The 21,966-nt window shown below is 72.0% G+C and carries 25 protein-coding genes; 13 read left to right on the top strand and 12 right to left on the bottom strand.

Annotation, left to right across the window (positions count from 1 at the left end):
- Window positions 1-25 precede the first annotated feature (25 nt).
- The 6 genes from HYE82_RS11945 (at window position 26) to HYE82_RS11920 (ending at window position 6,372) form a co-directional block, all read left to right on the top strand.
- Entirely contained in the window at window positions 26-1,171 is a 1,146-nt protein-coding gene (locus tag HYE82_RS11945; RefSeq protein WP_179173974.1) for a zinc-dependent metalloprotease, read from the top strand.
- A 198-nt stretch (window positions 1,172-1,369) separates the two neighbouring features.
- Window positions 1,370-2,416, top strand: a complete 1,047-nt coding sequence (tilS, locus tag HYE82_RS11940) for a tRNA lysidine(34) synthetase TilS (protein WP_179173973.1) — start codon at window positions 1,370-1,372, stop codon at window positions 2,414-2,416.
- 63 nt (window positions 2,417-2,479) lie between these two features.
- Window positions 2,480-3,040: a hypoxanthine phosphoribosyltransferase gene (gene hpt, locus HYE82_RS11935; RefSeq protein WP_179173972.1), complete on the top strand. Its 561-nt coding sequence runs from the start codon at window positions 2,480-2,482 to the stop codon at window positions 3,038-3,040.
- Window positions 3,041-3,250: 210 nt separating this feature from the next.
- On the top strand, window positions 3,251-5,272 hold the full coding sequence (ftsH, locus tag HYE82_RS11930) for an ATP-dependent zinc metalloprotease FtsH (protein WP_179173971.1): 2,022 nt from the start codon (window positions 3,251-3,253) through the stop codon (window positions 5,270-5,272).
- 109 nt (window positions 5,273-5,381) lie between these two features.
- Window positions 5,382-5,987, top strand: a complete 606-nt coding sequence (gene folE / locus HYE82_RS11925) for a GTP cyclohydrolase I FolE (protein WP_179173970.1) — start codon at window positions 5,382-5,384, stop codon at window positions 5,985-5,987.
- Window position 5,988: 1 nt separating this feature from the next.
- Window positions 5,989-6,372, top strand: a complete 384-nt coding sequence (locus HYE82_RS11920) for a hypothetical protein (RefSeq protein ID WP_179173969.1) — start codon at window positions 5,989-5,991, stop codon at window positions 6,370-6,372.
- Between the two features lie 21 nt (window positions 6,373-6,393).
- Here the strand turns inward: HYE82_RS11920 and HYE82_RS11915 are convergent, their stop codons facing one another.
- The 6 genes from HYE82_RS11915 to HYE82_RS11890 all read right to left on the bottom strand — a co-directional run bounded on the left by HYE82_RS11915 (window position 6,394) and on the right by HYE82_RS11890 (window position 11,488).
- Complete coding sequence (locus HYE82_RS11915; RefSeq protein WP_179173968.1) at window positions 6,394-6,882, bottom strand: DUF3180 domain-containing protein; 489 nt, start codon at window positions 6,880-6,882, stop codon at window positions 6,394-6,396.
- 67 nt (window positions 6,883-6,949) lie between these two features.
- Window positions 6,950-7,558, bottom strand: coding sequence for a 2-amino-4-hydroxy-6-hydroxymethyldihydropteridine diphosphokinase (gene folK, locus HYE82_RS11910; protein ID WP_309144285.1), 609 nt, complete (start codon window positions 7,556-7,558; stop codon window positions 6,950-6,952).
- Window positions 7,555-7,914: a dihydroneopterin aldolase gene (folB, locus tag HYE82_RS11905; RefSeq protein WP_150209025.1), complete on the bottom strand. Its 360-nt coding sequence runs from the start codon at window positions 7,912-7,914 to the stop codon at window positions 7,555-7,557. Before folB ends, folK begins: the two co-directional genes overlap by 4 nt.
- A 129-nt stretch (window positions 7,915-8,043) precedes the next feature.
- A complete protein-coding gene (locus HYE82_RS11900) occupies window positions 8,044-8,430 on the bottom strand; it encodes a nuclear transport factor 2 family protein (RefSeq protein ID WP_256987108.1) in 387 nt (128 codons plus the stop codon).
- Between the two features lie 100 nt (window positions 8,431-8,530).
- Window positions 8,531-9,328 carry a dihydropteroate synthase gene (gene folP / locus HYE82_RS11895; protein ID WP_256987107.1) on the bottom strand — a complete coding sequence of 266 codons (798 nt, stop codon included), beginning with the start codon at window positions 9,326-9,328 and terminating at the stop codon, window positions 8,531-8,533.
- Between the two features lie 306 nt (window positions 9,329-9,634).
- Complete coding sequence (locus tag HYE82_RS11890) at window positions 9,635-11,488, bottom strand: phosphatidylglycerol lysyltransferase domain-containing protein (RefSeq protein ID WP_179173964.1); 1,854 nt, start codon at window positions 11,486-11,488, stop codon at window positions 9,635-9,637.
- Between the two features lie 152 nt (window positions 11,489-11,640).
- Here HYE82_RS11890 and HYE82_RS11885 point away from each other — a divergent pair, with 152 nt between their 5' ends.
- Window positions 11,641-12,750: an esterase family protein gene (locus HYE82_RS11885; protein WP_179173963.1), complete on the top strand. Its 1,110-nt coding sequence runs from the start codon at window positions 11,641-11,643 to the stop codon at window positions 12,748-12,750.
- A gap of 75 nt (window positions 12,751-12,825) precedes the next feature.
- Here HYE82_RS11885 and HYE82_RS11880 read toward each other — a convergent pair whose 3' ends face one another.
- The gene (locus HYE82_RS11880; RefSeq protein ID WP_179173962.1) at window positions 12,826-13,797 is read right to left on the bottom strand and encodes an ABC transporter ATP-binding protein; all 972 of its coding nucleotides are present in this window, start codon (window positions 13,795-13,797) and stop codon (window positions 12,826-12,828) included.
- A 153-nt stretch (window positions 13,798-13,950) separates the two neighbouring features.
- Between HYE82_RS11880 and HYE82_RS11875 the strand changes: the two genes are divergently transcribed.
- The 4 genes from HYE82_RS11875 (at window position 13,951) to HYE82_RS11860 (ending at window position 17,572) form a co-directional block, all read left to right on the top strand.
- The gene (locus HYE82_RS11875; RefSeq protein WP_179173961.1) at window positions 13,951-14,637 is read left to right on the top strand and encodes an ABC transporter permease; all 687 of its coding nucleotides are present in this window, start codon (window positions 13,951-13,953) and stop codon (window positions 14,635-14,637) included.
- A 5-nt stretch (window positions 14,638-14,642) separates the two neighbouring features.
- The gene (locus tag HYE82_RS11870) at window positions 14,643-15,308 is read left to right on the top strand and encodes an ABC transporter permease (protein ID WP_179173984.1); all 666 of its coding nucleotides are present in this window, start codon (window positions 14,643-14,645) and stop codon (window positions 15,306-15,308) included.
- A 62-nt stretch (window positions 15,309-15,370) separates the two neighbouring features.
- Window positions 15,371-16,360, top strand: coding sequence for an ABC transporter substrate-binding protein (locus HYE82_RS11865; RefSeq protein ID WP_179173960.1), 990 nt, complete (start codon window positions 15,371-15,373; stop codon window positions 16,358-16,360).
- A 96-nt stretch (window positions 16,361-16,456) separates the two neighbouring features.
- Window positions 16,457-17,572, top strand: coding sequence for a hypothetical protein (locus tag HYE82_RS11860; RefSeq protein WP_179173959.1), 1,116 nt, complete (start codon window positions 16,457-16,459; stop codon window positions 17,570-17,572).
- A gap of 10 nt (window positions 17,573-17,582) precedes the next feature.
- On the opposite strand, the gene HYE82_RS11855 is transcribed toward HYE82_RS11860, so the two are convergent.
- Window positions 17,583-18,029, bottom strand: coding sequence for a MarR family winged helix-turn-helix transcriptional regulator (locus HYE82_RS11855; RefSeq protein ID WP_179173958.1), 447 nt, complete (start codon window positions 18,027-18,029; stop codon window positions 17,583-17,585).
- 150 nt (window positions 18,030-18,179) lie between these two features.
- On the opposite strand from HYE82_RS11855, the gene HYE82_RS11850 reads away from it, so the two are divergent.
- A complete protein-coding gene (locus HYE82_RS11850) occupies window positions 18,180-18,617 on the top strand; it encodes a multidrug efflux SMR transporter (protein WP_179173957.1) in 438 nt (145 codons plus the stop codon).
- Between the two features lie 49 nt (window positions 18,618-18,666).
- Window positions 18,667-18,984 carry a multidrug efflux SMR transporter gene (locus tag HYE82_RS11845; protein WP_179173956.1) on the top strand — a complete coding sequence of 106 codons (318 nt, stop codon included), beginning with the start codon at window positions 18,667-18,669 and terminating at the stop codon, window positions 18,982-18,984.
- A gap of 20 nt (window positions 18,985-19,004) precedes the next feature.
- Here the strand turns inward: HYE82_RS11845 and HYE82_RS11840 are convergent, their stop codons facing one another.
- The 4 genes from HYE82_RS11840 to HYE82_RS11825 form a co-directional block, all read right to left on the bottom strand.
- Window positions 19,005-19,334, bottom strand: a complete 330-nt coding sequence (locus HYE82_RS11840) for a hypothetical protein (protein ID WP_179173955.1) — start codon at window positions 19,332-19,334, stop codon at window positions 19,005-19,007.
- 107 nt (window positions 19,335-19,441) lie between these two features.
- The gene (locus HYE82_RS11835) at window positions 19,442-19,654 is read right to left on the bottom strand and encodes a hypothetical protein (RefSeq protein WP_179173954.1); all 213 of its coding nucleotides are present in this window, start codon (window positions 19,652-19,654) and stop codon (window positions 19,442-19,444) included.
- Between the two features lie 142 nt (window positions 19,655-19,796).
- Complete coding sequence (locus tag HYE82_RS11830) at window positions 19,797-20,672, bottom strand: arylamine N-acetyltransferase (RefSeq protein ID WP_179173953.1); 876 nt, start codon at window positions 20,670-20,672, stop codon at window positions 19,797-19,799.
- A gap of 55 nt (window positions 20,673-20,727) precedes the next feature.
- Window positions 20,728-21,870 carry an NADH-quinone oxidoreductase subunit D gene (locus tag HYE82_RS11825; RefSeq protein WP_179173952.1) on the bottom strand — a complete coding sequence of 381 codons (1,143 nt, stop codon included), beginning with the start codon at window positions 21,868-21,870 and terminating at the stop codon, window positions 20,728-20,730.
- Window positions 21,871-21,966 lie beyond the last annotated feature (96 nt).

The raw sequence follows: 21,966 nt of genomic DNA, 5'->3' as shown, positions 1-21,966 counted from the left end.
GGGCCGGTCCACGTACCGTTGACGCATGACGAGCATCGGTGGTGCCGAGATGGTCGACTGGAACCTCGCGGTCGCGACCGCGGTCCGGCTGGTGCGGCCGGGTCCGGAGGTCAGCCGCGACGAGGCCCGGGCGGTGGTGGAGGAACTGCGCAGGCATGCCAGGACCTCCGAGCGCCACGTCCGCACGTTCACCCGGATGATCGGTGACGGCGCCGACGTCCCGGACACCCCCGTCCTCGTCGTCGACCGGGCCGGCTGGGTCCGCGCCAACGTGGCCGGGTTCCGCGAGCTCCTCGCCCCCCTGCTCGGCAAGATGCAGGACCGCCGGGCCGGCACGCCCGGCGGCGCCGTCCTCGGCGCCGTCGGCGGCAAGGTCACCGGCGTGGAGCTGGGCATGCTGCTGAGCTTCCTGGCCTCCCGGGTCCTCGGCCAGTACGAGACCTTCGCCCCCGTCGGGCGGGACCTGCCGGGCGGCCGCACGGACGGCGGCCGGCTCCTGCTCGTCGCCCCCAACGTCGTCCACGTCGAACGCGAGCTGGACGTGCACCCGCACGACTTCCGGCTGTGGGTCTGCCTCCACGAGGAGACCCACCGGACGCAGTTCACCGCCGTCCCGTGGCTCCGCGACCACCTGGAGGGCGAGATCCAGACCTTCCTCGCCGCCACCGAAATGGAGCCCGCGGCCATCCTGGAGCGCCTGCGCGAGGCCGCCCAGTCCTTCGCCGGCGCCCGCCCCGAGGCCGAGCGCGGAGACGAGGGCCGCTCCCTCGTCGAGCTCGTCCAGACCCCCGAGCAGCGCGAGGTCCTCGGCCGGCTCACCGCCGTCATGTCCCTGCTCGAAGGCCACGCCGACTTCGTCATGGACGGCGTCGGCCCCGAGGTGGTGCCCTCGGTCGCCGAGATCCGGGAGAAGTTCCAGCAGCGCCGCGCCAGCGGCGCCGGACGCCTCGACGCCGTCCTGCGCAAGCTGCTCGGCCTCGACGCCAAGCTGCGCCAGTACCGCGACGGCGAGCGGTTCGTCCGCGCCGTCGTCGAGCAGGTCGGCATGGACGGCTTCAACCGGGTGTGGACCTCCCCGAACACCCTGCCGACCAAGGCCGAGATCGCCCGGCCCGCGGACTGGGTGGCGCGCGTGCACCGCAAGGGGACCGAACCGGGCAAAGGCGGGTGACGCGGGGGGCGTAAACATGTCTCACTGGGGGAAGAAGCGTCACCCGTCCGAGGGACCGTGGGGCGTGGAAGGGCGTGCGATGCTCAGGGAACGGCTCGGTTCTGTCACCATCGACGCACTCTGAGTGACAACCGCCATCTCGCGGGGGCCGGGCACCGGCCCCCGAGGCATCCGAACTCCTCCCGAAGGGAACCGGACATGGGTCCCCATCCTGCGGTCGCGGCGATACGCCTGGCGGTCCGCCGCGTGCTCCACGATGTCCTGACCGACCTCACCGAACGTCCCGCCGCCGACCGCCCTGCCGCGGCGGACGGCACGCCGCTCGTACTCGTCGCCTGCTCCGGCGGCGCCGACTCCATGGCACTCGCCTCCGCGCTCGCCTTCGAGGCGCCCAAGCTCGGGATCCGGGCCGGCGGCATCACCGTCGACCACGGCCTCCAGCCGGGCTCCGAGCTGCGCGCCGCCGAGGTCGTCGCCCGCATGACCGCGCTGCGCCTCGACCCGGTCGAGTCGGTCGCCGTGCGCGTCGGCCGCGACGGAGGACCCGAGGCCGCCGCCCGCGACGCCCGCTACGCCGCCCTGGACGAGGCCGCCGACCGGCTCGGCGCCGTGGCCGTGCTGCTCGGCCACACCCGGGACGATCAAGCCGAAACCGTCCTGCTCGGTCTCGCCCGCGGCTCCGGCATCCGCTCCCTGTCCGGGATGCCCGAGGTCTCGGGAGGCCCCGGCGGCGCCGGACGCACCCACCGCTACCGCCGCCCCTTCCTCCAGGTGGACCGCCAGACCGCCCGCAAGGCCTGCATGGTCCAGTCGCTCCCCGTCTGGGACGACCCGCACAACATCGACCCCGCCTACACCCGCTCCCGGCTCCGCCACGAGGGGCTGCCCGCCCTCGAGAAGGCGCTGGGCAAGGGCGTCGTCGAGGCCCTGGCCCGGACCGCTCAGCTGTCCCGCGACGACGCGGACGCCCTGGACGCCTGGGCCGCCGAGGCCGAGGCCGCCGTGCGCGACGCGGACGGCCGCCTCGAGTGCGCCAGGCTGTACGCCCTGCCCCCGGCCGTCCGCCGCCGCGTGCTGCGCAGGGCCGTGATCGCCGCCGGGTCGCCCGCAGGCTCCCTGTTCGCCCGCCACATCGAGGAAGTCGACCGCCTCATCACCGGATGGCGGGGTCAGGGCGCCATCAACCTGCCCGGTCGGGTGGAGGCCCGGCGGCAGGGTGGCAGACTTGTCATCCGGCAGGGCTGATTGGTGCCGAAACACGGCTGAGCCCTCCGGGCACTCCCGGAGTCCCGGCCGACAACGAAAGTGATGCGGGTGGACGAGAAGGACATGGGCAGCGACCTGGCGTCGGTGCTCATCACCAAGGAAGAGATCGACGCGAAGCTGGCCGAGCTGGCCGCGAAGATCGACGCGGAGTACGCGGGCAGGGACCTGCTCATCGTCGGCGTCCTCAAGGGCGCCGTGATGGTGATGGCGGACCTGGCGCGCGCCTTGTCCACCCCGCTCACCATGGACTGGATGGCGGTGTCGTCCTACGGCGCCGGGACCCAGTCCTCGGGCGTGGTGCGGATCCTGAAGGACCTGGACACCGACATCAAGGACAAGCACGTCCTGATCGTCGAGGACATCATCGACTCGGGTCTGACGCTGTCCTGGCTGCTGTCGAACCTGGGCTCCCGCCAGCCGGCCTCCCTGGAGGTCGTCACGCTGCTGCGCAAGCCCGACGCCGCGAAGGTCGCCATCGACGTGAAGTGGGTCGGCTTCGACATCCCGAACGAGTTCGTCGTGGGTTACGGGCTCGACTACGCGGAGAAGTACCGCAACCTGCCGTTCGTCGGCACGCTCGCCCCGCACGTCTACGGCGGCTGACGCACGCCCTTGTCCTGCGGGGGCCCGGCCGGGGTCCCCGCAGGGGAACCCCGGGACGATCCCAGGCGTTGGAGCAGGGGAAGGCAGGACTGTCAGCCGTCCCACGGGACCGCGGGTGACAATTCAGAGGTACATTCCGAAGAACAGTCTTTGTTCACAGCAGCATTTACCTACGGGCAGGAGGGACGGGGCGCCTGGCGTCCCGTATGGATGGACGTGAAGCGATACTTCCGTGGGCCAGTCATGTGGATCGTGCTGGCCGTCCTCGCCGTGGTCGTGTTGATGAATGTCGTCAGCTCAGGCGGCGGCTACAAGTCGGTGGACACCAGCGAGGTCATCAAGGCGATCAACAGTGGCCAGGTGGAGCAGGCGCGCCTGACCACCGGCGACAGCCAGATGATCAAGATCGACCTGAAGAAGGGCGAGAAGCTCGGGGGCAGCTCCGGCTCCAAGTTCCAGGCGAACTACATCGGCGACCAGGGCGTGCAGCTCGCCCAGAGCCTCCAGGGCAAGTACGAGGCCGGCCAGATCCCCGACGGCTACTCCGTCACCCCGGACAAGACCAGCCCGTTCCTCAGCGTGCTGCTCTCCCTGCTGCCCTTCGTCCTGATCGTCGTCGTCTTCCTGTTCCTGATGAACCAGATGCAGGGCGGCGGCTCCCGGGTCATGAACTTCGGCAAGTCGAAGGCCAAGCTCATCACCAAGGACACCCCGAAGACGACGTTCGCCGACGTCGCGGGCTCGGACGAGGCCGTCGAGGAGCTCCACGAGATCAAGGAGTTCCTCCAGGAGCCGGCGAAGTTCCAGGCCGTCGGCGCGAAGATCCCCAAGGGTGTCCTGCTCTACGGCCCGCCCGGCACCGGCAAGACGCTGCTGGCGCGCGCCGTCGCCGGCGAGGCCGGCGTGCCGTTCTACTCGATCTCCGGCTCCGACTTCGTCGAGATGTTCGTCGGTGTCGGCGCCTCGCGCGTCCGCGACCTGTTCGAGCAGGCCAAGGCCAACGCCCCGGCGATCGTCTTCGTCGACGAGATCGACGCCGTCGGCCGGCACCGCGGCGCGGGCCTCGGCGGCGGCCACGACGAGCGCGAGCAGACCCTCAACCAGCTCCTCGTCGAGATGGACGGCTTCGACGTCAAGGGCGGCGTCATCCTGATCGCCGCCACCAACCGGCCCGACATCCTCGACCCGGCGCTGCTGCGCCCGGGCCGCTTCGACCGGCAGATCGCCGTCGACCGCCCGGACATGCAGGGCCGTCTGGAGATCCTCAAGGTCCACCAGAAGGGCAAGCCGGTCGCCCCGGACGTCGACCTGGCGGCCGTCGCCCGCCGCACCCCGGGCTTCACCGGTGCCGATCTGTCCAACGTGCTGAACGAGGCCGCGCTGCTCACGGCACGCTCGGACAAGAAGCTGATCGACAACCACATGCTGGACGAGGCGATCGACCGCGTCGTGGCGGGCCCGCAGAAGCGGACCCGGATCATGTCGGACAAGGAAAAGAAGATCACCGCGTACCACGAGGGCGGACACGCCCTGGTCGCGGCGGCCTCCCCGAACTCCGACCCGGTCCACAAGATCACGATCCTGTCCCGCGGCCGCGCCCTGGGCTACACGATGGTCCTGCCGGACGAGGACAAGTACTCGACCACGCGCAACGAGATGCTCGACCAGCTGGCCTACATGCTGGGCGGCCGCGCGGCCGAGGAGCTGGTCTTCCACGACCCGACCACGGGCGCCGCGAACGACATCGAGAAGGCCACCGCCACGGCCCGCGCGATGGTCACCCAGTACGGCATGACCGAGCGCCTCGGCGCGATCAAGTTCGGCGGTGACAACACCGAGCCGTTCCTGGGCCGAGAGATGGCGCACCAGCGCGACTACTCGGAAGAGGTCGCGGCGCTGGTCGACGAAGAGGTCAAGAAGCTCATCGAGACCGCGCACAACGAGGCCTGGGAGATCCTGGTCGAGAACCGCGACGTCCTCGACAACCTGGTCCTGGCCCTCCTGGAGAAGGAGACCCTGGGCAAGGAGGAGATCGCCGAGATCTTCTCGACGGTCGTCAAGCGCCCGGCCCGCCCGGCGTGGACCGGCTCGGCCCACCGCACCCCGTCGACCCGCCCGCCGGTGCTCTCGCCCAAGGAGCTCCAGCTGACGAACGCGGCGAACGGCGCCGCGGCGGCCACCCCGGTCGTGTCGGTGGAGAAGGACCCGGTCACCGAGGACCGCGCGGAGTAGCCGCAGGCCCGCAGCCCGGCCCGGAATGGATGCCGCGTCCCCCAGGTTCTAGCCTGGGGACGCGGCATTTTCGTATGCCCGTGTGATCGAAGACAGGAACGAGGCACAGATGACCGACCCAGTGACCCTGGCCGGCGAGGGCACGATCGGCGTGTTCGACGAGAAGCGGGCCGAGGCCGCCGTCCGAGAGCTCCTCATCGCGGTCGGCGAGGACCCGGACCGGGAGGGGCTCCTGGAGACGCCGGCCCGCGTGGCCCGGGCGTACCGGGAGATCCTCGCGGGCCTGTGGCAGAAGCCCGAGGACGTCCTGACGACGACGTTCGACCTCGGGCACGACGAGATGGTGCTCGTGAAGGACATCGAGATCGTAAGCCTGTGCGAACACCACCTGCTTCCCTTCCACGGCGTCGCCCACGTCGGGTACATCCCCGCCGAGACCGGCAAGATCACCGGGCTGTCCAAGCTGGCACGCCTCGTCGAGGTCTACGCCCGCCGTCCGCAGGTCCAGGAGCGGCTCACCACACAGATCGCGGACTCCCTGATGGAGATCCTGGAGGCGCGCGGCGCGATCGTCGTCGTCGAGGCCGAGCACATGTGCATGTCGGTCCGCGGCATCCGCAAGCCGGGCGCGAAGACCACCACCTCGGCGGTCCGCGGCCAGCTTCGCGACTCCGCCACCCGCAACGAGGCGATGAGCCTGATAATGGCCCGCTGACATGGCCGACGGGTCCCCGCCCGACGGCTGGAAGCCGCTGAGCGAGGACGTCCGGCGCGCCCTGGAGCTGCTGCTCGACGGTGACTCGGACGTCCACCGCGGCCTGCGGGCGCAGATACCGCACGCCGAGATGCGCGGGAGCGGCTGTGCCTGCCCGTGCGTGTACCTGAGAGTGGACGCGGGAGCCGTGGCGGCCGTGCCGATGGAGGAGACCATGGAGGCGGTGGCGGGCGCGTCACTGCTCGATGCCGGCGGCGGCTACGACGGCGAGGCGACGCTCCTCGCCTCCGACGGTCTCCTCGCGGACCTGCAGTTCTGCGACTGGGAGGGCCGGGGGCCCGGGGACCGCCCGCTCTGGGAGTGGCTGGGGCCCCGCCACCACTGAGACGGGCCCGACCCGGTGCGGTCAGGCGCGGGAGGGGGCCTGGGGGGTGGTGTCGTCGTCCTCGGGGAGTTTCAGGACGTGCTCCAGGAAGAGGGCCGCGGCGATGACCGCCGCGCCCGCCAGCACCGAGAAGGCCGCGTACCAGGCTTGATCGCGGCGGGCCGGCACCTCCAGGCCGTCGGCCAGGAGGAAGACGCCCACGCCGCCGTACATGCCCGCGACGAGAGCCGCGACGAGGGCGCTGGCCTGGCCGAAGACCAGCGCCCGGGCCGCCATCAGCGGCTCCACGCCCTTCGCGTCGGGCTGCCGCTCCCGCTGGGCCTTGAGGCGGGAGCGCAGCGACATGGCGGTCGCCAGCAGCACGACCGCGATGGCGCCCAGCACGATGGGGGCGGCCAACGGAACGCCCGGCAGGGTCCCGTACGCGTTCCACAGACGGGCACCCGCCCAGGACAGCACCCCGGCCACCACGAAGATGCCTGCCAGGACTGCCGGCCTCAGTTGCTTCACGTGCCTGTTCCCCGCTCTCTGCGCCTCTGCCTCAGCCGTCCGTCGGCAGACCACAGGCTACTCAGGACTATTCGGGGAGGCGCAGTTCCAGGTCGGAGCGCCGGGTGACGCCGGCCAGGCCGATCCCGGCGAGCAGGTCGGCGACGGGGCCGTGGCCGGGGATCCGTGCCTCGGGGTCGACGTCGTGCCAGGGGGCGAGGACGAAGGCGCGCTGGTGGGCCCGGGGGTGCGGGAGGGTGAGGACGGGGTCGTCGGAGACCACGTCGGCGTAGGCGATGATGTCCACGTCGATGGTGCGGGGGCCCCACCGCTCCTCGCGGAGGCGGTCGAAGGCCTCTTCGATGGCGTGGCCGCGCTCCAGCAGGCTGGACGGGGGCAGGGTGGTCCGCACGAGGGCCACCGCGTTCAGGTACGAGGGCTGGGAGCCGGGCTCGACGCCCCACGGCTCGGTCTCGTAGACGGGGGAGACCGCCTTGACCCGGACGCCCGGGGTGTCGCCGAGGGCGTCGATCGCGCCCTGCAGGGTCTCCATCCGGTTGCCGAGGTTGCCGCCGAGGGCGATCACGGACCATTTGGGGTTGGACAGGGTGACGTCGGCCGCGTCGACCGCCTCGACGACGGAGGCGGGCACCGGCTGGACGGTGGGGTCGCTCTGGGCGTTCAGTCCGTTGTTCACGCGCGGCTCCGGGTGATCGTGATGGTCACATCGTCGAAGGGGACGGTGATGGGCGCGTCCGGCTTGTGGACGACGACCTCCACTTGGGCCACCGCTTCGTGCTTGAGGCACTGCTGGGCGATGCGCTCGGCCAGGGTCTCGATCAGGTCGACGGGCTCGCCCTGGACCACGTCGACGACCTCCTCGGCGACGACCCCGTAGTGGACGGTCTTCGCCAGGTCGTCGTCCGCCGCAGCCGGGCGCGTGTCGATGTGCAGTACCAGGTCGACGATGAAGGTCTGGCCTTCCTCGCGTTCCCGGGGGAAGACGCCGTGGTGCCCGCGAGCCTTGAGGCCGCGCAGCGCGACACGATCCACGCGAATCACTCCTGCTTCCGTAGGTGCTGCGGTCCGGGGCTCCCCGGATCCATGGGCCTGCGCCGAGTGCGGTCGGCGTCGTCCGTCTTCGAATCTACCTGCGAAAGAGGCCCGTCCCCGCCGGAGGGGTCAGTCGGAGGCCTCTTCCTCGTCCTCGTCGGACTCCGTCAGGACCGGAGAACCGTGGTGGGACCAGAGGCGCCAGCCCTCGGATGTGCGTCGGAACACATTTGTGGCGACGACGAGCTGGCCGACGAGGGGGCCGAGCTCTCCGCCGTCCCCGGCGGGCCCTCCGCTGAGGATGTTCTCGGTGCAGGTGACCAGGGCCGTGTCGCCGATGACGGCGACCTTGGTGTCGGTCAGGAAGAACTGGATGTACTCGGTGTGGGACATGATCAGCGCGTACGAGCGGAGCACCTCGCCGCGGCCGCTGAGCACCGGCCAGCCCGGGTGGACGCAGGACACCTCGTCCTCCAGCCAGAGCGCCGACATGGCGTCGAAGTCACCCTGCTCCATGGCCTCGTAGAAGGCCGTGTTGACCTGCTCGACGGCCTCGATGTCGGTACGGCTCACCGTGCCCCTCTCCTGGCAGTACGGGCCCCAGGTGCGGGCCGGGTCACCAAGCCCCTTCCACCGCACGGGCCACCCGAACCGCGTCGGCCGTGGCGCGTACCTCGTGGACCCGGACGGCCCAGGCACCCTGGTGGGCGGCGATGGCCGAGACGGCGGCGGTGGCGGCGTCGCGCTCGCGGGCCGGCGGCGGCGTGGCGCCGGCGCCGGCCAGGACGCGGCCGAGGAACCGCTTGCGCGAGGCGGCGACGAGCAGCGGGAAGCCGAGGGCCCGCAGCTCGGGCAGGTGGGCGACCAGGGCCAGGTCGTGCTCGGCCATCTTCGCGAAGCCGAGGCCGGGGTCGACGACGATCCGCTCGGGGGCGATGCCGCCGGCGATGACGGCGTCGATGCGGGTCCGGAGTTCGGCGGTGACCTCGGCGAGGACGTCGTCGTAGACGGCGAGGCTGTTCATGTCGGCGCTGAAGCCGCGCCAGTGCATCACCACGAAGGGCACCTCGGCGGCGGCCACCGCGGGGATCATGCCGGGGTCGGCGAGCCCGCCGCTGACGTCGTTGACCAGGGTCGCGCCGGCTTCGACGGCCCGGGCGGCCACCGAGGCGCGCATGGTGTCGACGGAGACGGTGACCCCTTCGGAGGCCAGGCCGCGGACCACGGGGACGACGCGGCGCAGCTCCTCCTCCTCGTCGACGCGGGTGGCGCCGGGCCGGGTGGACTCCCCGCCGACGTCGATGAGGTCGGCGCCCTGGGCTATGAGGTCGAGGCCGCGCTTGACGGCGGCGGTGGTGTCGAACCAGCGGCCCCCGTCGGAGAAGGAGTCGGGGGTGACGTTCACGACGCCCATGACCGCGCAGCGGTCCCAGTCCGGCAGGCCTGTGACCCGGCCCCTGCCCGCGGCCCCGTGCTTGATGTTCATGGTCCCAGGGTAGGGCTGCCCCCGGATCGGGCACGGCCCGGGCGTGGGTCGGCGGCTTCCGGCCCGCGCGGCACGCGGCGGCAGCCCGGCGGTACGCGGCCCCGGGCGGGCGCCCGGGAGCCGAAGCGTGCGGCACGGAGCCGGCGCTGCCCGAAGCCCGCGCAGCACGAAGCCCGGCGCCCCGGGATCACCGGGGGCCGGGCTTCACGTGCGGGGCGGCGCGGCCGCGGGGCCTCAGGCCGCCTGGACCTCGCGCTCCGGCCGGGCGGGCACGGCGCTCAGGTGGGTGTGGGCGCAGCCGCGTTCCGGCTTGGGGCCGCGGCGGCCGGCGAACAGCCGGGGCAGGGCCAGGGTCACGAAGCCCTCGGCCTGCATGACGGCGAAGCCGATGCGGGGAAGGTCGCGCGTGGTGCGGTAGACCATGAAGCGGGGCTCCCAGCGGGGGCGGAACTTCGCGTTGAACTTGTACAGCGACTCGATCTGGAACCAGCGGGACAGGAAGACCAGCAGGCTGCGCCACATGCGAAGCACCGGGCCGGCGCCGATCCGCTCGCCGCGGGCCAGGGCCGAGCGGAACATCGCGAAGTTCAGGGAGACCTTCTCGATGCCGAGGGCCGGGGCGGCTTCCAGGGAGGCGACGATCAGCAGCTCGTTCATGCCGGGGTCGGCTGCGCGGTCGCGGCGCATCAGCTCCAGCGACATGCCGTCCTTGCCCCACGGCACGAAGTGCTGGATGGCCTTCAGGTCACCGAACGGGCTGGTGTCGCCTTCCTCCACGCGGTGGGCGGTGGCGATGATGCAGTCGCCGTCGCCCGGGTCGCCGACGCGGCCGAGGGCCATGGAGAAGCCGCGTTCGGTGTCGGTGCCGCGCCAGGCCTCGGCAGCGCCGCGGACCTGCTCCAGCTCCTCCTCCGTGAGGTCGGCGACGCGGCGGACCTGGGTGGTGTAGCCGTTGCGCTCGATGCGCTTCACCATCTGGCGGACGTTGCGCATGGCGCGGCCGGTGAGGGAGAAGTCTTTGACGTCGACGATCGCCTCGTCGCCGAGCTCCAGGGCGTCCAGGCCGGTCTCCCGGGTCCAGACCTCGCCGCCGGTCTCGCTGCAGCCCACGACGGCCGGGGTCCAGGAGTGGGCCTTGGCCTCGGCCATGAACCGCTCGATGGCGCCGGGCCAGGCCTCGACGTCGCCGATGGGGTCGCCGGAGGCGAGCATCACGCCGGAGATGACGCGGTAGGTGACGGCGGCCTTGCCGCTGGGGGAGAAGACGACGGCCTTGTCGCGGCGCAGCGCGAAGTGGCCGAGGGAGTCGCGGCCGCCGTGCTTGGCGAGCAGCTCGCGCAGCTTGTCCTCGTCGTCGACGGTGAGCCGGGCGGCCGGGTGCTCGGGGCGGAAGGCGAGGTAGATGGTGGTCAGCGCGGTCAGCATGCCCAGTGCGCCGAGGGAGTAGCCGACGATCCAGTCCGCGCGGCCGCCGGAGTAGGCGATCGGACCCTCGATGCCGACGAGCCCGTACAGGACGTGCGCGATCTGCTCGTAGAGGCCGGGGCGCCCCACCACCTTGCTCGGGTGGGCGTTGACGATGACCAGGCCGAGGCCGATCGAGCCGGCGCTCATCAGGATGAAGTTGGCGAGGGCCTTCCAGCGGCTGCGCGGGTCGGGCAGCGCCTTGAATTCACCCTGATGGCGCAACAGAAGGGCGAGCAGGGCGACAGCGATCACCACGCCGATGTAGGAGTGGCGGTACACGAACTGTGCGGCGGCTCCGACCGGCAGCAGGAAGACGGCCGCCCGCCAGGCCCGGCGCTTGCGGCGCTTGAGGCCGTGGGCGAGCAGGAGCAGCAGGACGCCGGCGCAGATGGTGACGGCAGCCGCCATGGGCCGGGTCGATCCGGGGATCACCTCCGCGACGGCGCGGAGCCGGCTGTGCTGGAACCGCGGGAACACGCCCGCCGCAACGTCGAGGAGGCCGACGACCGTGACGGCCGTTCCCACCAGCCCGGGCACGGACTCCGGTCGTGGTCCGCGGAAGATTCGGCGTACCCCGCTCGGAACCTGTCCCGACTTATCGCCATCTATCCTGCTAGACATCGCTTCCCGTTGCTCCGCGAGAGATCAAGTGGCCGAAGGCCGCGACAGCCTCCGGAGTGTGGTGCGTCCACTAGGACGACATCGAGCGCGAGCGGGTTCACTCTTCCGTCGAGAAAAACTTGTCCTGCCACCAGAAAGTCGACTGACAGCTCATGGGTCTCACCAGTAATACGGTTCTGGCGATCGCCGTCGCTGCCGGTGTGCTGCTCTTTGCAGCCACGGTGTGGTTCTGGCCCCGGCTCTCGGGCCGCACCTGGCGTGCGGTGCTGGGCCGGATCGGCCTCCTGTTCGCGACGCAGCTGGCGGTGTTCTCGGCGGTCGGCCTGGCGGCGAACCAGTCCTTCTCCTTCTACGGTTCGTGGGCGGACCTGTTCGGCAAGGAGACCTCGGTCGGCAAGGTCGTCGACCACTCGATGAGCAGCAAGGACATCAAGGTCATCGACAAGCAGAAGCTGGAGGTCCCCGGCGGGGCCCAGCCGCAGGTCGGCGGCCAGATCCTGAAGGTCTCGATATCCGGCGAGAAGTCGAAGATAACGAGCCCGGGGTACGTGTGGCTGCCGCCGGAGTACTTCCAGCCGCAGCACAAGGACAAGAACTTCCCCGCCTCGATCGTGCTGACCGGCTACCCGGGCACCGCCGAGAACCTGATCAAAGGGCTGAACTACCCGATGACGGCCTTCAAGCAGGCCAAGGCGGGCAAGATGAAGCCGATGATCCTGGTCATGCTGCGCCCGACCGTGGCGCCGCCGCGTGACACCGAGTGCGTGGACATCCCCGGCGGCCCGCAGACCGAGACCTTCTTCGCGCAGGACCTGCCCCAGGCCATCCAGAGCACCTTCCGGGTCGGCAAGAAGCCCGAGAACATGGGCTTCATCGGCAACTCCACCGGCGGCTACTGCGCCCTGAAGATCGCCGCGCACTACCCGCAGACCTTCGGTGCCGCGGCCGGCCTGTCCGCGTACTACGAGGCCCCGAACGACGCCACGACCGGCAACCTATTCCAGGGCGACGAGAACCTGAAGAAGCGCGCCGACATCATGTACAGCATCGAGCGCAAGAAGCCGACGGGCACCTCGTTCCTGGTGACCAGCAGCGAGACGGGCGAGCCGAACATCGCGGACACCCGCAAGTTCGTGAAGCTGGTCAAGGGTCCGGACCGGGTCTCCTCGATCATCCTGGACAGCGGTGGCCACAACTTCAACACCTGGCGCCGCGAGATCCCGCCGATGCTGACGTGGATGAGCAACCGCATCCAGGCCTGACGGCCCGTGCCGAACGACCTGTGACGACCGTGTGGCCGGCCCGGAAGGGCCGGCCACACGGCGTTTCCGGCCGGTTCAGGCCGCGTCGGCGTCCTCGGCGCGGGCCCGGAGCAGCGCCCGGTGAACCCCCTGCGGGGTCAGGACGCCGACCAGTGAGCCGGATTCCGGATCCGTGACCCCGATCCGCCCCGAGTCCTCCTGGAGCAGCGCGGCCAACGCCTCGCGCAGGCTGGCCCCGAGCGCCACCGAGGCCTCCGGTTCCGCTCCGTCGGCCGGCGCGAGGTCGGCGGTCCCGACCGGGGTGACCGCGAGCCGCTTGAGCCCCCGGTCCGCGCCGACGAAGGAGGCGACGTACGCCGTGGCGGGGGCGCCCAGTACGGCGGCCGGGCGGTCGAACTGCTCGATGGTGCCCGTCCCGTAGACGGCGATGCGGTCGCCGAGCCGGACGGCCTCGTCAAGGTCGTGCGTGACCAGCAGGATCGTCTTGCGGACCGTCTTCTGCAGCGTCAGGAACTCGTTCTGCAGCCGCTCCCGCACCACCGGGTCCACCGCGCCGAACGGCTCGTCCATCAGCAGCACCGGCGGGTCGGCGGCGAGCGCGCGGGCCACGCCGACGCGCTGGCGCTGCCCGCCGGACAGCTGGTGCGGGTAGCGGCCGCCGTACACGGCCGGGTCCAGGCCGACCAGTTCGAGGAGTTCGGCCGCGCGGGCGCGGGCCTTGGCCCGGGGGGTGCCGACGAGCTGCGGCACGGTCGCGGTGTTCTCCATCACCGTCTTGTGCGGGAACAGCCCCACCTGCTGGATGACGTACCCGATGCGGCGGCGCAGCTCGACCGGATCGGCGGCCGCGATGTCCTCGCCGCCGAGCAGGATACGGCCGGAGGTGGGCTCGATCAGCCGGTTGACCATCTTCATCGTGGTGGTCTTGCCGCAGCCGGACGGGCCCACCAGCGTGACCAGTTCGCCCTCCGCCACCTCGAAGGACAGGTCCTCGACGGCGGTGGTCCCGTCTGCGTAGCGCTTGGTCACATGCTCGAATCGGATCACACCGCCATCCTTCCCTACCGGCGTCGCGGACGTGTGAAGAGCGTGTCGTCCCGGCGGGAATGGTTCCGGCTGCCGGGCCGCGTCGGGTTAGGGTCGCTCCTGGCTTCGTGTTTTCGGACGGATGTGCGTACGACCGGCGGGGAGGGGGACGGCATGGCGGAGCAGAGCTGCCTGGTGGCGAACGACTGGATCTGCTGGGAGTACGTCACCTCCCGCTCCGAGGAGCTGACCGCCGCCACCCTCGAACACGTCTGGATCACCGCCGCGTCGGTCCTCATCGGCCTCGCCGTGTCCGTTCCGCTGGCCCTGCTGGCGCGCCGCGGCCGGCGCTGGGCCGCACCCGTGCTGGGCCTGACGACGCTGCTCTACACGGTCCCCTCCCTCGCCATGTTCTCCCTTCTCCTGCCGCTGTTCGGGCTGTCGGCCTCCCTGGTGGTGACCGGCCTGGTGCTGTACTCGCTGACCATCCTCGTCCGCAACGCGCTGGCCGGGCTGGAGGCCGTCCCGGAGGAGGTGCGGGAGGCCGCGCGCGGCATGGGGTACGGGCCCGGGCGGCTGCTGTGGCAGGTCGAACTGCCGCTGGCGCTGCCGGCGCTGCTCGCCGGGCTGCGGATCGCCACCGTCTCGACCGTGGCGCTGGCCACCGTCGGCTCGATCGTCGGCAAGGGCGGCCTCGGCAACCTCATCGCCCCGGCCGTGAACAGCTCCTTCAAGGCCCAGGTGCTCACCGCCTCCGTGCTGTGCGTGCTCCTCGCCCTCGTGGCGGACCTGCTGCTGCTCGGGCTGCAGCGGCTGCTCACGCCGTGGACGCGCACGGCGGCGACGGACAGGGGGGCGTGAGGGCCGTGGGCGTCATGGGAGGGGCCTGGGACTGGCTGGCGGACGGCGGCCACTGGTCCGGCGAGAACGGGGTGTGGCACCGGCTCGCCGAGCACGCCTGCGTCAGCGGCATCGCCCTCGCCGTCGCCTGCGCGGTGGCGCTGCCCGTCGGGCTGTGGCTCGGCCACATCGGCCGGGGCGGGGCGCTGGCCGTCAACATCTCCAACGCCGGGCGGGCCGTCCCCGTGTTCGCCGTGCTCGCCCTGTTCATGGTCTCGCCGCTGCGCAGCGCGGGCTACCTGCCCACGGTCGCCGCGCTCGTGCTGTTCGCCGTGCCGCCCCTGCTGACCAACGCGTACGTCGGCATGCGCGAGGTCGACCGGTCCGTGGTGGAGGCCGCCCGGGGCATGGGCATGTCCGGCGGCCAGCTGTTCCTGAGGGTCGAACTGCCGCTCGCACGGCCGCTGCTGATGACGGGTCTGCGCTCGGCCGCCGTCCAGGTCGTCGCCACGGCCACGATCGCGGCGATGGTCGGCCAGGGCGGCCTCGGCCGGATCATCACCGCCGGCTTCAACACGTACAACACGCCGCAGGTCGTCGCGGGCGCCCTGCTCGTGGCGGCCCTGGCCCTGCTGGTCGAGGGGGTCCTCGTGGCGGCGGAGCGGCTGCTGGCACGGCCGGCGGCGCGCTGACCACGGCCGGCCGCCCGGCCTGCCCGTTCCTGTTCGCATCCATCCCTCCGGAGGAGCACGACATGAGCAAGTCCACCCGGGCCCTGGCCGCGGCCCTCGCGGCGGTGGCCCTCGCCGCCTCCCTCACCGCCTGCGGCGGAGCGAGCCTGGAGCAGAGCAAGGAGGACGGCGGGGCCGCGTCCGCCTCCGGGGGCGGCGCCTCCGGCAAGGGGAAGCTGGTGATCGGCGCGGCCGGGTTCACCGAGTCCAACGTGCTGGCGGAGCTGTACGCGCAGGTGCTCCGGGACGCCGGCTACAGCACCTCGATCACCACGGTCAACAACCGCGAGCTGTACGAACCCTCCCTGGAGAAGGGCGAGATCGACATCGTCCCGGAGTACGCGGCCACGCTCGCCGAATTCCTGAACGCCAAGGTCAACGGCCCGAAGGCACCCCAGGAGAAGCCGGTCGCCTCCAGCGACCCGGCCTCCACGGTGGCCGGGCTGGAGAAGCTGGCGGGGCCGCTGGGCCTGAAGATCCTGTCGGTGGGCGGGGCGGTCGACCAGAACGCCTTCGCGGTGACGAAGGAATTCGCGCGGAAGAACGACCTGCGGACCCTTTCCGATCTCGGCAGGTCCGGGCTGAAGGTGAAGATCGCGGCCGGCGACGAATGCGCCGTACGGCCCTTCTGCGCCCCGGGCCTGAAGAGCACCTACGGAATCGACGTCTCCGGCATCGATCCCAAGGGGGTCGGCACCCCGCAGGCCAAGCAGGCCGTCAAGGACGGCACCGACCAGCTGGTTCTCACCACGACAACGGACGCCACGCTGGAGAGCTTCGACCTGGTCCTGCTGGAGGACGACAAGAAGCTCCAGAACGCCGACAACGTCCTGCCGGTGGTCAACGCCAAGGACGCGGGCGCCCCGGAGATCGCGGCCGCACTGGACAGGCTGACCAAGGCCCTCACCACCGCCGACCTCGTCGAACTGAACGGCCGGGTCGACGCCCGGCGCGAGAAGCCGGCGGACGCCGCGAAGGCCTATCTGAAGGCCAAGGGGCTGATCGGCGGGTAGCGGCTGCCGGGGCGGGGGCACCGCAGGTAACCACCCGGGAACAGATTGCCGGGCAGCCATCCCCAAGCGACCCCCACGCCCTGTAAATTTCTGGCCATGCCCCGAGGACGCCACCGCAATCCCGAACCCCTGCACCGGCTGCTCACTCCCGCGGCCGTGGCCGGTGTTTCCCTCACCACCGCGACCGTGGCCTGGCTGCTCGCGGATCCCGTGGCGCTGCGGCTGCTCGTGGCGCTGGCCGCGGCAGCGGGCATCGCGGCCGCCGTCGTCATGCGCACCTGGGACCGCACCGCCGGGCGGCGCGTCACGGAACTGGCGCGCGAGCGGGTCAAGGACGAGTGGAAGACCGACGAGCGCATTGCCGAGCTGGAGTCCGACCTCGAGGAAGCCCGCGTGCTGCGGGCCAAGCTCGACGCCAAGCTGCGGGCCAAGCGGGTCGAACTCGCCGGGCTGCGCGGCGAGCACGCGGCGCTGCTGCGCCGGTACGCCACCGCCGAGACCGAGCGGGCCAGCGCTCTGGAGGGCCGACGGCTGCTGGCCATCGAGGCGTCCGCGGCCCCGGCGGCCGGCCCCGCGAAGGAGCTCCCGCCGGTCACCGAGGAGCGCACGTCCAGCGGCGCGCCCACCGCGGTCGGCTACGCCCGCGCCCACGCGGCCCTGAGCGCCCTGATGCACAAGGCCGAGGCCGGTCCGGCGGGCCCGGGAGGCCCCGGGGGACCGGGCGCCCGGGCTCCGCTGCCCGCACCGGCGAGGCCCGCGCAGCTCCCGGCCGGGCAGTCCGGGTCCGTGCCGCGACAGCCCGCGCCGACTGACGGGCCGCAGGCCGCCGACGCAGCCACGCAGTCGGCCGGCTCCGCCCTCCCGGCGCGCCGCCCCGCGGGGCCGGTGGCCCCGTACCAGGCCGCACGCCGCCCGGCCTCCCGCACGGTCGGCGGCTTCGACTTCTTCGGCACGAAGGGCGCCGAGCGGGCGCGCGCGGCGATCGAGTCGGTCCAGAACGAGGACCTCGCCGACGTGGTCGGCGAGGAGGCCCTGGCCGTCCACAAGGCGGAGTCGGACCGGGCCGCTGCCGCCGAGCCGGAGCCGAGGCCGGAGTCCGATGCGGCGGCGGCCGCCGCCGGGCCGGGCGGGGCGGGCCAGGTCATCGACCTGACCGAGCACGACGAGACCGAGCCGATCAACGTGGGCCGGCTGCGCAGCGCGATCTCCTGAGCGCCGGCCGTCAGACGGCGTTGCGCAGGGACCGGACGGTGCGCGCCAGCTCCGGTTCCGCGCCCGCCGTGTTCAGGGCGGAGCTGAGCACCTCGGCGTAGGTCGAGCGGGCGGCCGCGTACCGCTGCCGCCCCTCCTCGGTGATGACGGCGTACACCCCGCGCTTGTCGTCGGGGCACAGGTCCTTGTAGGCGTAGCCCGCCGCGTCCAGCCGGCCCACCAGGCGGGTCACCGAGCTCTGGCCCAGCCCGACCCGGTCCGCGAGCTCCTGCATCCGCAGCTCCCCGTCGGAGGCCTGGGAGAGGTCCTCCAGGGCCCGGTATTCCGAGAGCCCGATGCCGTGCCGGCGCTGGAGGGCCTGGCCGAGATTCCGTTCGACGCGGGCGTGCAGGGTGAGCACCCGGTCCCACATCGCCTGGTCGGACGAGGCGGGCGGGGCGCTCGAAGGTGTCGTCATGGCGGACGGTCCCCTCATCTCTCGTATCTGACGGTGCATTGACAACAAGATACTTGCTCAAGCAAGCTTATCGCGCTGCCGATCGCCCTGAACGGGGATGAGTGCGGCCGCATAATCCATGCACGTACAAGCAAATAGTTGGAGGTTCCTGTGCCCGCCACCACGACGAGCCACGCCGCTTCCCCTTCCCCCGCCGCGCCCCCGGCCGCCTCCAGGGGCTGGGCCTGGCTGCTCTTCTCGTCCCTGTTCGAGATCACCTTCGCCCTGAGCACCGAGGCCACCGACGGCTTCACCCGGCTCGGGCCCTCGCTCCTGACGGCCGCCGCCGCGGCCGCCGGCATCTACACGCTCTCCCAGGCGCTCAAGACCATCGACGTCGGCGTCGGCTACACCGTCTGGTCCGGCATCGGCGCCGTCGGCACCGTCGTCCTCGGCACCGTCGTCTACGGCGAGTCGCTGACCGTGGGGAAGGTCCTGGCCTTCGTCCTCGTCATCGGCGGCGCCCTCGGCCTGCGGATCTCCGACACCCTCGCGGACAGGAAGGCCGCCGACGCGGCCGGCGCCCCGGTCGCCCGGCCCGCTGCCTGACCCCCGCACCTCACCGCGCATCCCCCTCACCCACGGTAGGAAACCAGCCATGACCTGGGTCTACCTCGGAATCGCCATCCTCTTCGAGATCGCCTTCGCCCTCGGCACCAACGCCACCAAGGGCTTCACCCGCCTCTGGCCGTCCGTGCTCACCCTGGGCGCCGCGGCCGGCGGCATCTACACCCTCTCGCTGGCCCTGCGGGACCTGGACGTCAGCGTCGGCTACACCCTCTGGACCGGCCTCGGCGGCGTCGGCACCGTCGTGCTCGGCGCGGTCCTCTTCAAGGAGAAGATCACCACCGCCCGCCTGCTCTCCTTCGCCTCGATCATCGGCGGCGCGCTCCTGCTGCGCCTGACCTCGGTCTGACCCGGCCGCCGTACCCGTGCTCAGGGGTACGCGAGCACCAGGTTCATGGCTGCGGCCTCCAGCAGCAGCTGCACGCCCAGGGCGACCCGCAGGATCGTCCCCCGTGCGGCCATCGCCACCACGAAGGCGAGCAGCACGCCGCCGACCAGCGACAGGAAGAGCACGCCGGGGAAGGGCTCGCAGCCGCCGTACATCAGGCACATGCCGCCCTCCCGTGTGGTCAGCACCGCCAGCTTCGCCAGGAAGAGCAGCGGCAGGAACGGCACGAAGGCGATCCCGGACCACCGCCGGATCCGCTTCGCGGCGGCGTTCTGCGGTGTGGCGGGGGACTGCTGGTACCAGGTGGTCATGGCGCCATCCTGTCCCGCCGGGCCGGGCCCGGGATCCGCACGGCTACTCAGCCCCGGGGCCCCGCGTACTCAAGAGCCCGGGGCGGGAGGGCCGGGGTGCCCGGCCCTCAGAACAGCGGGAGCTGGCCCGGCATGTCCGGTAGGGCGAAGCCGTCGAGCGTCGGCGCGGCCGCACCGAGCACCACCCGGGCCCGGGAGCCGGGGCAGGACACCATGCCGCGGTCCCGCCCGGCGGGCGGGTCGTGCCGGGCGATCCGGCCGGCGGTCACGGCGCAGTCGCGCCCGCATGCGGGACAGGCTCGTCGGGGGGAATGCGCCATGCCCCCAGTGTGCCCTCCCGCACCGACAACGCCCCCGCCGGAGAGGCCGCTTGCCGCGACGGTCCGGCGATGTCCTGCGGCCCGGTGGGGGCTGTCGCGCAGTTCCCCGCGCCCCTTCGGGGCGCTGCCGCCCGGACCTCGCTCAGACCCCGCTGCGGTCCGCGTCGCGGGAGGCCAGCCAGGCCGCGTGGGCCCGGCACACCCGGTCCCACAGGGCTTCCCGGTCCTCCTGCGCCAGGTCGTCGAGAGCCCGCTCGAACAGCCCGCCCACCACCGACCAGAACTCCCCGGGCGTGTCCAGGATCCGCTCGCTGGTCCCCTTCACCGGGTCGATCCGGCTGAGCACCCGCCCCCGCAGGGTGTCGATCCCGTGTGCGTCGCGCCGCAGCATCGCGAAGGTCCGTACGAAGCCGGAGTCCTCGGAGGTGGACAGCCGCTCGTGCGTGGCCTCGAAGTCGGCCGTCCCGGCGGGCGCCGTGAGGAAGTTGACCACCGGGCACGGTCCCGCGTCGTTGAGGTACCGCCAGCCGGGCTCGTCGCCCTCCAGCGGGGCCAGCCCGTACGTGAACGCCCCCTGCCGGTGCGTTCCGGCCCGCAGCGGCAGCGGCTCGTACGGCCCGTCGCCGAGCCCGGCGTCGACGAAGTACTCCTCGCCGTCCACCCGCACGGTCAGTGCCAGGTGGTCCCCGCTGACGTCGTGCCGGTCACGGTCCGCCGGACCGAGGACGCCCGCCCGGTGCCGGGTCACGTCGTATCCGAGGGACTCCAGCAGCAGGGCGAAGGCGCCGTTGAGGTGGAAGCAGTACCCGCCGCGGCCGTCGGCGAAGCGGCGCACCGACAGCGCGGGGTCGATGCCGGGCGGCCGGCCGAGCTGGATGTCGATGTTCTCGTACGGGACGCGCTCCAGGTGGGCGCGCTGGAGCGCGAAGAGCGTCCCGGTGGTGGGCCGCGGCGGCTCCGCGAAGCCGAGCCGCCGCAGGTATCCGTCGTAACCGTCGCATATGCCAAGGGTGGTCATCCCCGCACCTTAGGCGCTGACGGCCCCTGTTTTCCCGCGACTTGTCCGTCCCCGACTACTTGTCGATGTCGCCGACCACGAAGAACAGCGAGCCCAGGATCGCCACCATGTCCGCGACGAGCGTGCCCGGCAGCAGCACCGACAGCGCCTGGATGTTGTTGTAGGAGGCCGAGCGCAGCTTCAGCCGGTACGGGGTCTTCTCTCCCTTGGAGACCAGGTAGTAGCCGTTGATGCCGAGGGGGTTCTCGGTCCAGGCGTACGTCGCGCCCTCGGGCGCCTTCAGTACCTTCGGAAGGCGCTGGTTGACCGGGCCGGGCGGCAGCTCCGCCATCCGGTCCAGGCAGGCGTCGGCCAGGTCGAGGGAGTTGTGCGTCTGGTCCAGCAGGCACTCGAAGCGGGCCAGGCAGTCGCCGTCGGTCCGGGTGACCACCTTCAGGACGTCCTGCAGCTCGCCGTAGGCCAGGTACGGCTCGTCGCGGCGCAGGTCGAAGTCGACGCCGGAGGCGCGGGCGATCGGGCCGGAGACCCCGTACGCGTGCACCGCCTCGGCGGACAGGACGCCGACGCCGCGCGTGCGGCCGCGGAAGATCTCGTTGCCGTGGACCAGCTTGTCGTACACGTCCATCCGGCTGCGGACGTCGGCGATCGCGGCGCGGGCCCGGCCCGGCCAGCCCGCCGGCAGGTCCTCCTTGAGGCCGCCGACGCGGTTGAACATGTAGTGCATGCGGCCGCCGGAGATCTCCTCCATGACGGCCTGGAGCTCCTCGCGCTCGCGGAACGCGTGGAAGATCGGGGTGATTCCGCCCAGTTCGAGGGGGTACGACCCGAGGAACATCAGGTGGTTCAGCACCCGGTTCAGCTCCGCGAGCAGGGTCCGCATCCACACGGCCCGCTCGGGGACCTCCATGCCGAGCATCCGCTCGACCGCCATGACCACGCCGAGTTCGTTGGAGAACGCCGACAGCCAGTCGTGGCGGTTGGCGAGCATGACGATCTGCCGGTAGTCACGGGCCTCGAAGAGCTTCTCGGCGCCGCGGTGCATGTAGCCGACCACCGGATCGGCGCTCGCGATGCGCTCGCCGTCCAGGACGAGGCGCAGGCGCAGCACGCCGTGCGTGGAAGGGTGCTGCGGTCCGATGTTGAGCACCATGTCGGTGCTCTCCGCCGCTCCGCCGATGCCGACCGTGGTCTCCGTCATGGCCGCATTGTCTCAGCCCGGCGCCGGATCTCGTCCTCTGGTCCCATCGGGCGGACTCCCCGGCGCCCTAGGGTGGGGACATGAACACGGGGACGG

Source organism: Streptomyces sp. BR123 (assembly GCF_013401435.1).
Taxonomy (GTDB): domain Bacteria; phylum Actinomycetota; class Actinomycetes; order Streptomycetales; family Streptomycetaceae; genus Streptomyces.
The sequence above is the reverse complement of the archived record's forward strand: the minus strand, read 5'-3'. Positions and strand labels throughout refer to the sequence as shown.

Excerpts from the sequence above, each read along its gene's own strand:
- hpt (WP_179173972.1), top strand. The coding sequence starts at position 2,480 with ATGCGGGTGGACGAGAAGGACATGGGCAGCGACCTGGCGTCGGTGCTC.
- HYE82_RS11835 (WP_179173954.1), bottom strand. The coding sequence starts at position 19,654 with ATGGCGCATTCCCCCCGACGAGCCTGTCCCGCATGCGGGCGCGACTGC.
- HYE82_RS11900 (WP_256987108.1), bottom strand. The coding sequence starts at position 8,430 with ATGGAGCAGGGTGACTTCGACGCCATGTCGGCGCTCTGGCTGGAGGAC.
- folE (WP_179173970.1), top strand. The coding sequence starts at position 5,382 with ATGACCGACCCAGTGACCCTGGCCGGCGAGGGCACGATCGGCGTGTTC.
- HYE82_RS11860 (WP_179173959.1), top strand. The coding sequence starts at position 16,457 with ATGCCCCGAGGACGCCACCGCAATCCCGAACCCCTGCACCGGCTGCTC.
- tilS (WP_179173973.1), top strand. The coding sequence starts at position 1,370 with ATGGGTCCCCATCCTGCGGTCGCGGCGATACGCCTGGCGGTCCGCCGC.
- HYE82_RS11875 (WP_179173961.1), top strand. The coding sequence starts at position 13,951 with ATGGCGGAGCAGAGCTGCCTGGTGGCGAACGACTGGATCTGCTGGGAG.
- HYE82_RS11845 (WP_179173956.1), top strand. The coding sequence starts at position 18,667 with ATGACCTGGGTCTACCTCGGAATCGCCATCCTCTTCGAGATCGCCTTC.
- HYE82_RS11890 (WP_179173964.1), bottom strand. The coding sequence starts at position 11,488 with ATGTCTAGCAGGATAGATGGCGATAAGTCGGGACAGGTTCCGAGCGGG.
- HYE82_RS11840 (WP_179173955.1), bottom strand. The coding sequence starts at position 19,334 with ATGACCACCTGGTACCAGCAGTCCCCCGCCACACCGCAGAACGCCGCC.
- folP (WP_256987107.1), bottom strand. The coding sequence starts at position 9,328 with ATGGGCGTCGTGAACGTCACCCCCGACTCCTTCTCCGACGGGGGCCGC.
- HYE82_RS11825 (WP_179173952.1), bottom strand. The coding sequence starts at position 21,870 with ATGACGGAGACCACGGTCGGCATCGGCGGAGCGGCGGAGAGCACCGAC.
- ftsH (WP_179173971.1), top strand. The coding sequence starts at position 3,251 with ATGGACGTGAAGCGATACTTCCGTGGGCCAGTCATGTGGATCGTGCTG.
- HYE82_RS11920 (WP_179173969.1), top strand. The coding sequence starts at position 5,989 with ATGGCCGACGGGTCCCCGCCCGACGGCTGGAAGCCGCTGAGCGAGGAC.
- HYE82_RS11855 (WP_179173958.1), bottom strand. The coding sequence starts at position 18,029 with ATGACGACACCTTCGAGCGCCCCGCCCGCCTCGTCCGACCAGGCGATG.
- HYE82_RS11885 (WP_179173963.1), top strand. The coding sequence starts at position 11,641 with ATGGGTCTCACCAGTAATACGGTTCTGGCGATCGCCGTCGCTGCCGGT.
- HYE82_RS11945 (WP_179173974.1), top strand. The coding sequence starts at position 26 with ATGACGAGCATCGGTGGTGCCGAGATGGTCGACTGGAACCTCGCGGTC.
- HYE82_RS11865 (WP_179173960.1), top strand. The coding sequence starts at position 15,371 with ATGAGCAAGTCCACCCGGGCCCTGGCCGCGGCCCTCGCGGCGGTGGCC.
- HYE82_RS11830 (WP_179173953.1), bottom strand. The coding sequence starts at position 20,672 with ATGACCACCCTTGGCATATGCGACGGTTACGACGGATACCTGCGGCGG.